This window comes from Pseudidiomarina donghaiensis (genome assembly GCF_900116895.1).
In the GTDB taxonomy this organism is placed as follows: domain Bacteria; phylum Pseudomonadota; class Gammaproteobacteria; order Enterobacterales; family Alteromonadaceae; genus Pseudidiomarina; species Pseudidiomarina donghaiensis.
Window position 1 is genome coordinate 1 of sequence record NZ_FPCF01000012.1, and the last position, 13,746, is coordinate 13,746.

The following is a 13,746-nucleotide window of genomic DNA, read 5'->3' on the forward strand; positions in this document are numbered from 1 at the left end:
ATGGCCCAGAATATTTGTCAAGCGAGCTGATTAACTGGGCTGAAAAGCATCAAATTACGATGCTCTACATTCAACCAGGTAAACCGACTCAGAATGCTTATGTTGAGCGATTTAATCGAACAGTACGGCATGAATGGCTCGATTTACACCTGTTTGAAAGCGTCGAACATGCACAAGAACTTGCCACTCAGTGGCTTTGGCTTTATAACAACGAACGCCCTAACACGGCTATCGGAGGCATTCCGCCCAAACAATTAACGCAAGCGGTTCATTAATTCTACGAATAACTGCTGCTTAAAATGGGGGAATTACAAATGCACTTTTGTAGACGATGCCATCGTAGCCTTTTGATTTGATAAACTCAGCTATGATCTGTGTCGGTGCGTAATCAGCGGTGGTGTCCGATTCGAGAACAGGTCGGGAAAAGGCGTTATTGATGTGAGACCATACTGCTCGAACTTTCTCTTCCTCTGTTGGTTCATGAAAAAAGAAATATTGTTCGTCTCCCTGCTCGACGGAAAAATCTATTAGCTTTAGCTCTTTGACAGTTATAAATTGCCCAGCGGAGATTATCGAACCAATCCAAGGTCTTACTTCTGCCATTGCAGTTTCTTTGCCAGTCGCGGTATACAGAAAAGGGATTCCCTTAGGGTTTGCTCTCCCTTCTCGCGCACTATCTCGTAATGGCTTCATACGTTCGGGCTTGTATGCGGTCGGAAAGTAGTCCATCAGTTCCTCTCCAACGTGTTCGGGACGGAGATCATGGCCCAACTGAGCCCGCCAGAGCTGAGTACCTTTCGGAATCAGCCTTACTCGTTCCTTACCTGACGTAATTATTGCCTGTAGAAAATCAGTAGCCTCGTCGCTTTGAATATATCGGGACTCCCCAACTACCGATTTTTGAAACCTACTATAACTATCCCATGATTTAAACGGCATATAATTCTCGATTTGTGAGTCCTTCGATCTCGTTCAGCATTTCATGCCAAATCACATTTCCCATTTACATCAGCTCATCAATAATTTTTAGCTTTTCGATGTCGCGGTGATTTTTGTTTCTTCGCCTCTATCGCCTTACATCTAATTCGTCTAACTTCGTTATAATCAAAGTCGGCAAATGGTTCTGACTCCTGTGATAGTGACTTCCAGTCGAAGTCATATCGTTCCGTGACTGGCCAATCATTAGGATACTTAACCCTAAAAAAACCACCAATACTTGAAGACATTTCATCGTCACTCCCGTATCCGCCACCTATAATCAAAGTGTCGGGTTGATGTGAATAGTCTTCTTGATTGAATTGACTCGCAAGTACTATGGCAAGCGCGCTTAGGGCATCAAGAAGATTGTCTAATGTCGCATATTTAAAATGCGAATGACGATCATGCTTTGCTTTATTGTACGCTTGATACCATTCCAATTGATTGTCGGTCTCTTCTGCCCAATTAGCAAATGGTGCCCTTATATTTTTAGCACCAGACCAATTAGGAATTCTGACCTGAAATTTAGACAACCGATGAGAAAATTCGGTGAGGTTATAATCTTTGATATTCAGATTGTTACTTTGTTTTTGATAGCCATTTTCTTTTAAAATAGCAGTCCAGTTAGCTTCAAGTTCAATACAAACTCGCGTAAGTAGCTGTTGTATTTTATGGGAATAGGTCGAGAGATTTTGATCATCTGGCTCTATATATTTAAATAGCTCCATCAGATCTTCCTGCAACATTAAAAATGCTCGTACATAGTGCTGAGGGTCGTTGGCAAATTTGTTGTGCCGTAAATAGTCAGAATCTGAAGATTGCCTGTAATTTCCTTCAATAAACGGCCGACATGTTCGTTTAAAAGGCTTTGAAATGGTCATAAGGCTCTACCTTCTGTTGTTACCACCATCACGCCCCGACTCCAAGAGTTCGACAATGATTCAGCCTGCTTCAACACCAGCTCCACCGCATCGGCAGCTTTATCCGGTGGGTATTTATAGCGCTGCAACGTGCGACGAACGAGTATTTTCAGCTTAGCACGAACACTGTCGCGTACTTGCCAGTCAACGGTGGTCGATTTTCTGAGTTTGTCGGTTATCTCAACGGCAATTTTCTTGAGTGTTTCATCGCCCAGCTCACGAACTGCGCTTTCGTTGTTGGCTAGGGCATCATAAAACGCAATTTCATCAGCGTTTAAACCTAGCTCAGCTTCGCGCAACATTTCTTGCTGAAACTCTTTGGCCATTTGAATGAGCTCTTCAATAACCTGAGCAGTTTCGATGGCTCGATTGTTGTACTTTCTCAATGTTTCTTGCAAACGGTCCGCATATTTCTTTTCCTGAACTACGTTGTTGCGTGTTTTCGCTTTAATGTCGTCTTTCAGTAACTTCTCTAGTAACTCAACGGCTAAATTCCGCTCCGGCATCTGACGCACATCTTCTAGGAAGTCATCCGACAACAACCCGATATTCGGCTTGTCTAATCCACACAGTGCAAATACATCCGCAACCCCCTCCGATATCACCGCATTATCGAGGATCTGTTTCAGCGCAGAGTTTTTCTCTTCCTGAGTGCGCTTTTTGTCAACGCTGGTAAACTTGCTGATTGCTGCCTTAATGGCTGAGTAAAACGCAATTTCCTTTCGTAAGGCTTTAGCCTCATCTAACGTGCTACACAGCGAGTAAGATTTGGTTGCAGCCAAAACTAAATCTAAGAAGCGTTTTTTGCCATCTTCTAAGCCTAGAATATAGTTAGCGGCAGGCACTAGTATTTTATGTGCGTCTGTTTCATAGCCTGAAATATCCAATCCTTCAGACTTCGGTGTTTTTCCAAACATAGCCCGAATGGCGTCAATTTTTTCTAAAAGAATAGAATAAGCTTCTTCGGCATTAAGTGTGGGCTGGCCTTTGCCTTTTGAGTCGGTATACGTTTTTAGTGCTTGCTTTAATTCATTAGCAATACCGATGTAATCAACCACTAGGCCGCCGGGCTTGTTCTTAAAAACGCGGTTAACCCGCGCAATAGCCTGCATAAGGTTGTGGCCTTTCATCGGTTTGTCGATATACATGGTATGGCAACAAGGTGCATCAAAACCGGTTAGCCACATATCTCGCACAATGACTAATTTCAGCGGGTCATTAACATCCTTAAAGCGCTTCTCTAAACGCTTTTTCGTCTTCTTATTGTAAATGTGCGGTTGTAGCAAAGGCTTATCGGAAGCCGAGCCTGTCATTACTATCTTAATGGCACCTTGCTCTGGATCATCTGAGTGCCATTCAGGGCGCAAAGCCACGATTTCGTTATACAGGTGCGCACAAATGTCACGGCTCATGGCCACAATCATGGCTTTGCCGTCCATTGTGGCGTTGCGTGTTTCAAAGTGTTCGACTAAATCCGCGGCAACCTGACTTAACCTTGGGGTGGCCCCTACTAACTTTTCCAAACGGCTCCACTCGCCTTTTGATTTCTCGCGGGCGGAAATATCCTCTTCGTCTTCAAACACTTCATCAACCTGATCAGATAATTGCGCAATTTCGGCCTGGTTCAGATCAAGTTTAGCTAGGCGTGATTCGTAATAAATTGGCACTGTTGCGCCATCGTCGACGGCATCTTGAATGTCATAAATAGACACGTAGTCACCAAATACTGCTCGGGTGTCTTTGTCTTCTTGTGAAATGGGTGTGCCAGTAAAGCCGATAAATGCCGCTGACGGCAGCGCATCGCGCATATGCTTGGCGTAACCGAACTTATATTGGCCATCGGCACTTAGCGTAGCCTTGAGGCCATACTGGCTGCGGTGAGCTTCATCGGAAATCACCACGATATTGTGTCGAGCATTTAAAATAGGATGTGATTTTTCGTCATCAAGTAGCGCAAACTTCTGTACCGTGGTGAAAATAATGCCGCCAGATTCTCGTTCGGCGAGTAATTGACGTAATTGGTCACGATCTGTCGCTTGAACAGGCGTTTGCTTTAATAGCTCGGTTGCATTGCTGAATGTCGAATATAGCTGGCCATCTAAGTCGTTTCTATCTGTGACAACTACCAGCGTTGGATTATTCATTTCTTTTTGCTGCAACAGCTTACCGGCGTAACAACACATCGATATGCTCTTGCCGCTACCTTGGGTGTGCCATACTACGCCGGCCTTTTTGCTACCGGGTACGACTTGGTCGGCGTACGTGGCGCGTTTTTCTTCTGCAAAATTCGTGCTTTGTGCTGCGATAACGGTGGCTTTTACCGCCTCACGTACGGCATGAAACTGGTGATAACCGGCAATTTTTTTGATGATTTGCTCGCCATCGGTTTCAAACAATACGAAAAAGCGGATGTAATCTAACAACAGTTCACGGTCAAAGAAGCCGCGAACCATGGTTTCGAGTTGCCACTCTAACAGCGGTTTATCATCTTCATTTTTAATGGTGCGCCAAGGCATAAAACGCTCTTGGTTGGCTGTGAGTGAGCCTACTCTGGCGGTATAGCCATCACTAACTACTGACGCCTCATTAAAAATAAAGAGATCTGAAATTTCATCTTTATAGGTTTGCAGTTGATTAAAGGCATCCCAAATATCAGCATTTTCATCACTTGGGCTTTTGAGTTCCAAAACAGCAATAGGTATGCCATTAATAAAACAAATGACATCCGGCCGGCGTGGTTGTTTAGTACCAGTAATGGTGAACTGATTAACCACAGTAAATGCGTTGTTATCTAGATTTTCAAAGTCAATGATAAACGCATGGTCTGCTACTGGTTCTCCGTTATCATTTTTGTATTCAATCGGCACACCTTGAAGCAGCAACCGGTGAAACGCTCGGTTATTGGTAATTAAATCGAGGCTTTCTGGTTTTAATAAAATTGCCTTAAATTGCTCAAAACAAGTATCAAACTGTGCCGTTGGAATGTGTTTGTTTATCTTTTCAAACGCTGATTTCAAATGGCTATCAAGCACAACTTGAGCATAATCACTACGCAGTGGATTGGTACTGTCGGGTGCTATGTCAGGGCCATGCAATACATCCCAGCCACCTTCTCGGAACCAGTCTAAGCAGAGGTTTTCTAATTGTTCTTCGTTCATTACCTAGTTCCGTACGTTAATAAAATAAAACATTCAAGCTCGGTGTTAAACACACTCAAAGTCATTCACCTACTTCACTCATTGAATTGAGCGTGCCGGAAGCTTAGTTCGTAGCAGTCAAATCATACTCAGCTTCAAAGTATTTCGTCTTTACGATTCCGTTTTTGTAGTAGCCCTCTAAGCCAAGGGCCTCTATGTCAGGTTCGCAATATGAAAGCACACAAAATAAGCCGGCGATGGCTTCAATTACATTTGTATAATTAACGTGAGATTTCCGGGCCAAGTCAAAATCATGTTTAACCTTATTATATGCTGCCCACCAATCAGGAGTCTTGTATCCTTTGGGGTAGTTTGCATTTGTTGAGGTGTAGTCCAAATGATCGTGCAGTAGCATTCCTTCCAAGGTATTAAATGGCTGATACTCCGTATACTGACCGGTTTCTTTTTTCTGAAAATTGGCGGTGTGATAAAAGGTGATCTTTCTACTAGACAGGCAAAAAACTTCGTTATTCACACCAGCGAATTTTGGAAAATTACCAATAATTCTGTTGCCATCACGATCAATTTTGAGCTTTTGTGATTTAGCCTTTTTTTCCCAAATTTTAGCTTTGATTTCAGAGTCCCAGAGTTTAGATTGTCTTACGCTAGAAGAACTAGTTGCCATTTTGACTAAATATGATTCCACGATAGGGCACGCCTGCAGCAAAAGCAAAACTAGTTTGTGTGAATATATATTTTTATGATTGGCTGAATAATCGATTACCGACAAAAATTTTGTAAGTTCAGCCTCAATGCTAATAAATAGCGAAAAATAATCTTCATATTTCATTTAATTCAACCTCGCCACTTAGTAATTTTGGGAGGAAAGTATCGCGTAAAGCCGCTAGCTCTCTATTTTGCCGTCCATTACCCTCAACTTTTTGTAAAAGCGGAGCAATTAAACCATCAAAACTATTCGCAATTTCCAAACCACCAAATGCCAGCGAGTAGGTATCAAATGTTTTAGTAGTAATCGTGTCGAAGACCGCGCCATGAGTATTTCGCTGGAGAGTAGCTACTGCCTCTTTTAAATTGAAGTAATTATAGAAGTCGCCGACTTCCTTGCCGCGGATACCATAACAAGATTGGTTCATACACATATCGGTACCCACAAGCGCCAATTTACCTACTGTGCCACGAGCGGTGATGATTGTCGTTCCTTTTGGTAGTATCTTAGTAGATGACTTTTTCAATCCGAGCTCAGTAATTTTTTCTTCGGTATCAACAACAAATACATTGCCATCGGATGGAACATCTCTAACTGAGAACCAAGGAATATCGCCATTCCAATATTTTTCTTCAGAACGCTTAGGAGTACCACCACCGGTAAGGCGTATCATGCTAGATAAAGTTTTTACTTCCCACCCCTCTGGTATCTCCCCAAGCTCCGAGTCTTGCACTGCGGCGGGGAATAGCGCAGCGGTTTCTGCAAGGTTTGCAAATGCCTCGGGGTTGCTGGCTTTCATGCTGTGCAGTTCATCAATTGTTTTTGCGGAAATAGCACTCATGGCAGCGAGTTCTGCATCCTCATTGCTGCCTCCGGCTGCCAAGGTTTCCATTTTGGCTTTGACCGGATCAAAATCGACAAACCAGCTTTTGAATATGGCTTGAGCCATTTGCTCTAGGGTTTGGTTGGTTTGAGTGTTAAGTTCGATTTTATCATCGATATCTCCAAGGATTTTCGCAACTTCATCCTCGAATTGCCGTCCTTTGTCATCTATAAGTATCGAGGAAAGATGATTTCTGTTCAAAGTCGGAACACCAGAGCCCACATTGAATGAGCTAAAGTCTATGCTTCTTAATAAATAGTAAATGAACCTTTCATTGTGTCCATTGAAGTCTTTAACCCATAAAGTAGTATTCAACGGCCAAAAATCTTGGGTTATATACTGGCCACCACCAATACTTCCACTTCTACCAATAACAACCCCAGGAGCTTTTGCCTTTGCTTCATTGTGGTAACCTGCGATCCCTGTAGAGGCAACAACTGGTATGTCACCGTCAGCCCTGTCTTTTTGAGGGAGGTCATGTCCTCTTTGTAGAATGATAAATTCGTTTAGCGGAATAGGCTTAGAACTCATAACCAATCCCCGCCAAATTATCCTTAATCGCCTTTTCTAGTCGGGCAGACTCTTCAAACTGCGATTTTAGCTGTGCAGTTAAGCGCTGCATTTTCTCTGGAAATGGTTCTGAGTCTTCCTCTACATCAGCCGCTCCCACATAACGGCCTGGCGTTAATACAAAGTCATGCTTTTGCAAGTCTTCAATCTTGGCACTAAAACAAAAGCCTTTTTCATTTTCGTAACCTTGGCCTTGTTGCCATGCGTGAAAGGTGTTGGCGATTTGTGCAATGTCATCATTGCTAAAGTCACGCAGTACACGGTCTTTCATAAAGCCGAGGTTACGTGCATCAATAAATAGAGTTTCACCGCGACGATCGCGCTTGCCATTACCGCCCTTCTTGTTCTTGGTTAAAAACCAAATACAGGCGGGAATTTGAGTATTGGTAAATAGCTGCCCAGGTAATGCAACCATGCACTCAATTAAGTCCCCTGGAATGTTTCTTTCAGGGATGCCTGTAATGAGAGCTTTGCGTATCTCACCTTCATTGTTGGTGTTAGAACTCATTGAGCCATTGGCAAGTAGCAAGCCCATCGAGCCGTTGTCATTAAGGTGGTGCAGCATATGCTGGATCCAGCCATAGTTGGCGTTTCCCTGCGGCGGGGTACCGTACTTCCAGCGAACGTCGCCTTCTAGTTTGGCGTGCCACCAATCTTTGATGTTAAACGGTGGGTTCGCCATCACGTAATCGGCACGTAGGTCTGGGTGCTGGTCGTCTAAGAACGTATCGGCGTTCTTTTTACCGAAGTTAAAATCAATTCCGCGAATGGCCATGTTCATGGCCGCCAACTTCCACGTGGTTGGGTTGCTTTCTTGGCCATAAACCGAGATATGTTTACGCTGCTCGGCTGCGTTATAGTGTTTATCAGCGGCATGAGCCTCAATGAATTTGTCATTACTGACAAAGAATCCGCCTGCTCCCATTGCTGGATCATAGACTCGACCTTGGTATGGTTGAAGCATTTCAACAATCAAGGTAACGATGCTCTTGGGCGTGTAGTATTGGCCGCCCTGCTTGCCTTCGGCTAATGCAAATTGCCCTAGGAAGTACTCGTACACGTGGCCCAATATGTCTTTGCTGTGTAAATCTAATTTTTCACCGTTGTATTCAGGGTTACGGAAGCTGGTGTCAGAGAAACGGTTAATTAGCTCGGTGAGGTTGTGGTTATCCACTTCGTAACGGCTAATGCGCGGCAGCACGCCTTTAAGCTTCGGGTTCGCTAGCTTGCCCTCTACTTTATAGGTTTCGATAGCTTCAAGTGCATTATCGAGTAGCTTTGAAACAGAGGTCAGTTTAAAGACTTCTTTTTCACCGTTGGGGCCTTCAATGTCTATCTCGGTGCCAATTGGTAAAGCGGCTGTGTTTTTCAGGAATTCCCAGCGTGACTGTTTTGGTACCCAAAAAACGTTTCGTTCTTGATAGTACTCATGTAGCTCTAACTCAGCATTGACGGCTTCGGTGTACTCTTCGTCAGAGTCGTAATCTTCACGCGGCATGAAGTAGATATTGTCGTCGCTGTTGTCTTGCGTGAATAAATGGCGCAACTCTTGTTGGCGCTCTTCAAAGGCGTCAGACACGTATTTTAAAAAGATGATACCCAGCACAACATGCTTATAGTTTGCGGCGTCGAGGTTATTGCGTAACCGGTCTGCTGCCGACCATAGTTTTTTATCGAGTTCTTCTAAAAATAGCTGCTCTGTGTTTTTCATGTTCTTCCCTATGCTGTAACACTATCGAAACCTGGCGCTATCGCTAGGTTACCGACTCCGTATAAAGTTTGATAATTTTTTAACCACAAATGAAATTCGGGTGTGTGTAGACTCGCGTCTTTGGAGCAATCGACATTCCAAAGTCGAAGTAAATAGCCGGCGGTTGCCGCTCTTATTTCTATTTTCATCACGCTGTTAACCATGCCGTAGTCTAGCTCGATGGCTTCTTTGTGTTTAACTCGGGGGTGCGGCACTATTTGTAATTCGACAAAGCGGTTCCATTGCCGATCTTGTGTTTCGAGTTCAGTCTCGTGCAAGGTGGAATTTTCTAACACTTCGGCTGATTTAATTCTGGTGAGTACAAAGTCTCTAAATTCTGCTCGTTTACGGTCGTAACAACGAACATGCCAACGTGAGCCATTATCCACCAGCGTATGCGGCACAATTTCACGCGTTGTTTCGCCGCTAGATAGCGACACATAGGTGATGCTTAAGGCTTTGCCTTTGTGTATGGCCTCGGTGACTTTGGCGACGATTGATAATCTGGGCTTGTTTAGGTGATAAGGCGCTTCACAGGCTAGTGGAGGTTTTACTTTGCCGGTAAAGCCGTCGCCGTAACCCTGGCTAATGGTGGCCAGCGTTCTTACCACGTCATAGTCAAACAAGGGTGTAAACGCTTTGCCACGCTTATGTACTTTGAGCTTTGGATCATATTCGATGTTGTGCGGCGCTAGCTCTCGATACAAGGTAAAGTCTTTAGTGGCTTGTGCTGCGGTGATGCTAAAACGATTGACCACATCCGCGCGTATGGCTTCGCCCTTAAACAACAAGGTGAAGTCGATGTGGGCAATACGATCACGTGTCGCCTGCGGCAACTTTGCAAGTTGCGCAGAACTATTTGTTTTCGCATGTGGCTTTTGAGTCAGCACCTTATTTGTCATGCGGCTGATTGACCTTGTTCGAGCGATTGTTTTGTTTATTTCGCACTGAATAAATCTGTCCTAATTAAATTTATTAGGTCACATCGTATCACAAAATATTTACAAGGGAAGGTTTGAGGAATGTTTTAGCGGATTGAACTACTCGCGTTCGCTCGTTTCTTTTTCTTCGGAGTTCTGCCCTTTCGCAAAAAAAATCATCGCAAGACCAATTGTAAATACCCCATTTATAACACAGTCATCTCATAGAATATTTATGCCGCATTTCGCCGACAGCGGCGCTGTTGTTAGGCATTTTCTGGTTTCTTAGCCCAGGATGCGTTTTCGAAGTAACCGAGTTCCTTTTGTATTCCAGTTACTTGTTCTTCGAAATCATCATTCCATTCTGGGATGTCTACATAAACAATATCGTGAGAGTACCCAACCTCTGACGGCCCCAACTTATCTCTTGATATGCCAACTACAATTTGGACATCGGGAAGGCGACCTCTTACAACCAAGCACCTAAAGCCTAGCTCTTGAACCCTGGATTCTCGATCACTGCTTGGCCCTAGATGGAATACAAATGCCGTGTTTTTGTGCGCCAAAACTACTCTTGCAGCAATTTTTAACTCAGGCTTCTGTAAAAACTCAGAAAAGGCATCGACTAGATTTGCTCTGTGACCACGCGGCTGGAGGGCCATTTGAACAAGAGCCAGCTGATTATCAGTGACCTGATTTGTGCCATATTCAAACATTCCATCAGTAAGGAGATCACCCACAAAATGCTCGATCAACTTGTCCCAAAAATATGAATCCTTATAAGACTCTTGGATCGCTTTGTAGTCATCAGAGTCTATAAACCCTCGAAAAACCGTATCATCAATTATTAGTAAATCAGCTTCTTCGTAAGGGAACGAATGATTGTTTAATAAATAGATAGCCAATAAGTCTTCAATGCCACCGCCGCTGAAAACTATATTGGCCCTGTTTATTAAAGCCTCAACTTCGGAAAGAAAACCAACGAAGTCCGTGATCGTATCTAGAAGGCCAAAAATTGCTCCAAGGCTAAACTCATCGCAAACATGTACGATTCCATAACCTAGGTCTCCCGACTTTGTGGGTATTCTTCGCTGAGCCCCAAGTGATACAGATACACGATGTACGATTCGATCCTCTTTTGGTGGCAACTCGACCTTTCGGCCATCGTGCCTGGTGAACTCAACAGAAGAATCTAGCCATCGTTCAGCGCCCCATATTTGAGAAGCCGATTTATCTATTGCTGCTTTAGTCCACCTCTTCCAGCCAGCTTCATCACCTGTGTCTTTGTACTTAATATCCTTCACAGAAATAATAACGATATGGTTTTCGCAGACAATTAAGCAATCACAAAGCTCTTTTCCTTTCTTCCCAATCGGATTTGGATGAGTCCAAAGATTAAGAAAAGCTCTCTCACAAATAGAGTTCACAAATTTTTCTGATTCAGTCAATCCCTCGGACATGCAATCCTCTCTGCGTGATGCCTAACGCCCGGCTCACGCGCCGGCTTGGAGCCGCAAAGCGGCGGAAAATCGGTCGCTGTGCAGCCGATTGTTATGCCAGAAGTTCCGCGAAATCAACGGCAAACTCCTGTTCCAAAAACTTTATAGTTTCTGGCTGACCATCCAACGAGGCTCGGATGAGCTGCGAGGTAAACAGCCCACTCTTTGATTTCCACTTTGCCTCGTTTCGCGGAACAGTCCTGATCCAGTCGACGAGTGCGACATACTCCGACTTATCGAGATCGTTCGAGTTTTCTGCAATATTTGGGCATACCAGCTCATGCTGCAAAAGTGGGATACCGCCTACCAGAACGTCACGCACCGGCCGAGCGCTTTGAGTAATTTGGCCAACCCCAACAAAACCGTGGCGCTTGAGATATGCTGCGACAAAATCCCCTGTCTGCAAACCTAGCATTGCATCCCGGAATCTTGGTGCCTGACCTGCGGAGATAAACCCATGGGAAACGTAGTCATCCCAGTTGCGATGCACACCTTCCCCTACGTTGTAATAATATAGCCCATTTTGAAAATCGAACCCCGAAAGGTATTTGTGTAGGGAGTCATGCGGACGAAAATTGTCTGCATAATGGCCCGAGGATATATTCGTTAACTGCTTACCCAACTTCCAGAGTAGCGTCTTCTCAACCAGCAGCGCATCGTGCTCAGATAGATTGCGAGCAATAACCCTGATTATTGGCTCCAACCCTTCTTTCTTGATGGCCTTTATCCGCCGGGATTTTTCGCTATCCGAGTCGTCATTCAGGTGAGCATGTTTACGGGAGCCTTTACCTTTTCCAAAGTAAAACTCCTCGAAATTTCTGGGATCAATGTAAACGTAGACGTAATAGTTACTCATAACACCTTAGGGCATAACGTCGTGCTAAGCCGACCGAACCGAGAGTGTAACACAGCGCGTACAATGGCGAAGCCATGCGCTGTGTGGAGCGTAGGTGAAGGTTCGGCTTGAGCACCTTGTTGGGTGCTTTGCGCACTAGGAACCACTGCCCCACCAAGAAGCCCTGAACTACCCTACTTTGAAGATGTACTACAATGGCCAAATTGAAGAAGGGGTGTACGCGCCGCTTGCCCAACTTACGCGAACCACCAGAAAAGCTTGATAAAATGGTTAACACTGAAAAAACCTACGCCCTCATTTCAAACTCTTCAAGCCGAGAATTTCAACGACAACCTTCCTTTAAAACGCGCCGGAAACGATATACCAAAGACCACAGAAATAATATCGTTCGCGCAAAGCCTTCACTGAACTCTGACGACTAGAAAACAAAATTTAGAATGTTTTACCTACACCCAACGCCGTGCTAAGCCGGCCGAACCGAGAGTGTAGCACAGCGCGTACAATGGCGAAGCCATGCGCTGGGCGGAGCGTAGGTGAAGGTTCAGCTTGAGCGTCTTGTTGGGTGCCTGCCAGTTAGAACCTACCCACTTCCAGCGAACTAACTTAGCCTTGCAAAGACTGGCACGCTTTTAGGCTGCTTGCGATGTGAAACCCCAAGGACAGCTAAAGTATAGAACACCGTTTTTTGCGGGAACACCACTGTTTTGCAAATGAAAATAAACACGGCTTGTGAACTGGTACGACGACGATATTCGCCGCTCTAACTTAGGTTAACCCTGTTCCCCAACCTGCAGGAAAGATAGCTTTGGCCCTCTGACTTCCGTTATTAAAAACGTTCTCGCCTCGAACCACCACGACTAATAATGCCAGGCTTCTGCACATTTAGAACCAAGATGTTTTTTTACACCCAACGCCGTGCTAAGCCGGCCGAATCGAGAGTGTAGCACGGCGAGATATAATGAGCGAAGCGAACCAGCCTGCGCAACGTAGGTGAAGGTTCGGCTTGAGCACCTTGTTGGGTGCATACCACTAACGCTGATCCCAGTGACGCTGCATTTCGAGATAGAGAAACGAAGCTGTCCAAGTAATAAGTACCAACCCTGCTATTGACTCAATGCCTGTAAGATAGCGAATATACCCTAAAGGCTCAATATCACCAAAGCCGACTGTTGTGTAAACCGTAAACGAAAAATATACGCAGTCCAACAACGTACCATCAAAATTGCCTTCTAAACTACCCCAACCCGAACCTTGAGATTTAAAATAGTAACCTAAAGCAAAAATCCATATTTCTATAACATGAGCAATCAAGGCGCCAAAGACTCCGAAAACTATCCGTAGGCTATGAGCGAAAGTAAAACGTGGTAGGATTTTAACGATCTGGTGCAATATGCCGTAATGCACCATGACCACTACGGCGACAAGCAAACTATTGATTACAAACGCGAGAAGCAACTGCATTACAAATTTACCCAGAAATTACTGTGATCTACTTTAGCACCCAAC

The 13,746-nt window shown here is 44.5% G+C and carries 11 protein-coding genes; 1 reads left to right on the top strand and 10 read right to left on the bottom strand.

The annotated features are described in order from the left end of the window. A partial coding sequence (locus tag BM334_RS12425) for an integrase core domain-containing protein (RefSeq protein ID WP_143119035.1) occupies positions 1 to 275 on the top strand: 275 nt, incomplete at its 5' end. Positions 276 to 294: 19 nt separating this feature from the next. Here the strand turns inward: BM334_RS12425 and BM334_RS12430 are convergent. From BM334_RS12430 to BM334_RS12475, 10 genes are all read right to left on the bottom strand, one after another. Then, positions 295 to 939, bottom strand: a complete 645-nt coding sequence (locus tag BM334_RS12430; RefSeq protein ID WP_092842159.1) for an RES family NAD+ phosphorylase — start codon at positions 937 to 939, stop codon at positions 295 to 297. Between the two features lie 77 nt (positions 940 to 1,016). Then, positions 1,017 to 1,859, bottom strand: a complete 843-nt coding sequence (locus BM334_RS12435) for a hypothetical protein (protein WP_092842161.1) — start codon at positions 1,857 to 1,859, stop codon at positions 1,017 to 1,019. Continuing rightward, on the bottom strand, positions 1,856 to 5,056 hold the full coding sequence (locus BM334_RS12440; RefSeq protein ID WP_092842163.1) for a type I restriction endonuclease subunit R: 3,201 nt from the start codon (positions 5,054 to 5,056) through the stop codon (positions 1,856 to 1,858). Before BM334_RS12440 ends, BM334_RS12435 begins: the two co-directional genes overlap by 4 nt. Positions 5,057 to 5,159: 103 nt before the next feature. Beyond that, complete coding sequence (locus BM334_RS12445) at positions 5,160 to 5,885, bottom strand: hypothetical protein (RefSeq protein WP_092842165.1); 726 nt, start codon at positions 5,883 to 5,885, stop codon at positions 5,160 to 5,162. Then, a complete protein-coding gene (locus tag BM334_RS12450) occupies positions 5,875 to 7,176 on the bottom strand; it encodes a restriction endonuclease subunit S (RefSeq protein WP_092842167.1) in 1,302 nt (433 codons plus the stop codon). Before BM334_RS12450 ends, BM334_RS12445 begins: the two co-directional genes overlap by 11 nt. After that, positions 7,166 to 8,926 carry a type I restriction-modification system subunit M gene (locus BM334_RS12455; protein ID WP_092842169.1) on the bottom strand — a complete coding sequence of 587 codons (1,761 nt, stop codon included), beginning with the start codon at positions 8,924 to 8,926 and terminating at the stop codon, positions 7,166 to 7,168. Before BM334_RS12455 ends, BM334_RS12450 begins: the two co-directional genes overlap by 11 nt. An 8-nt stretch (positions 8,927 to 8,934) precedes the next feature. Then, positions 8,935 to 9,867, bottom strand: coding sequence for a WYL domain-containing protein (locus BM334_RS12460; RefSeq protein ID WP_092842172.1), 933 nt, complete (start codon positions 9,865 to 9,867; stop codon positions 8,935 to 8,937). A gap of 284 nt (positions 9,868 to 10,151) precedes the next feature. After that, entirely contained in the window at positions 10,152 to 11,345 is a 1,194-nt protein-coding gene (locus tag BM334_RS12465) for a hypothetical protein (protein ID WP_092842174.1), read from the bottom strand. Between the two features lie 91 nt (positions 11,346 to 11,436). Further along, a complete protein-coding gene (locus BM334_RS12470; protein ID WP_092842175.1) occupies positions 11,437 to 12,240 on the bottom strand; it encodes a GIY-YIG nuclease family protein in 804 nt (267 codons plus the stop codon). 1,029 nt (positions 12,241 to 13,269) lie between these two features. Continuing rightward, positions 13,270 to 13,701 carry a potassium channel family protein gene (locus tag BM334_RS12475; RefSeq protein ID WP_228759564.1) on the bottom strand — a complete coding sequence of 144 codons (432 nt, stop codon included), beginning with the start codon at positions 13,699 to 13,701 and terminating at the stop codon, positions 13,270 to 13,272. Between the last annotated feature and the right edge of the window lie 45 nt (positions 13,702 to 13,746).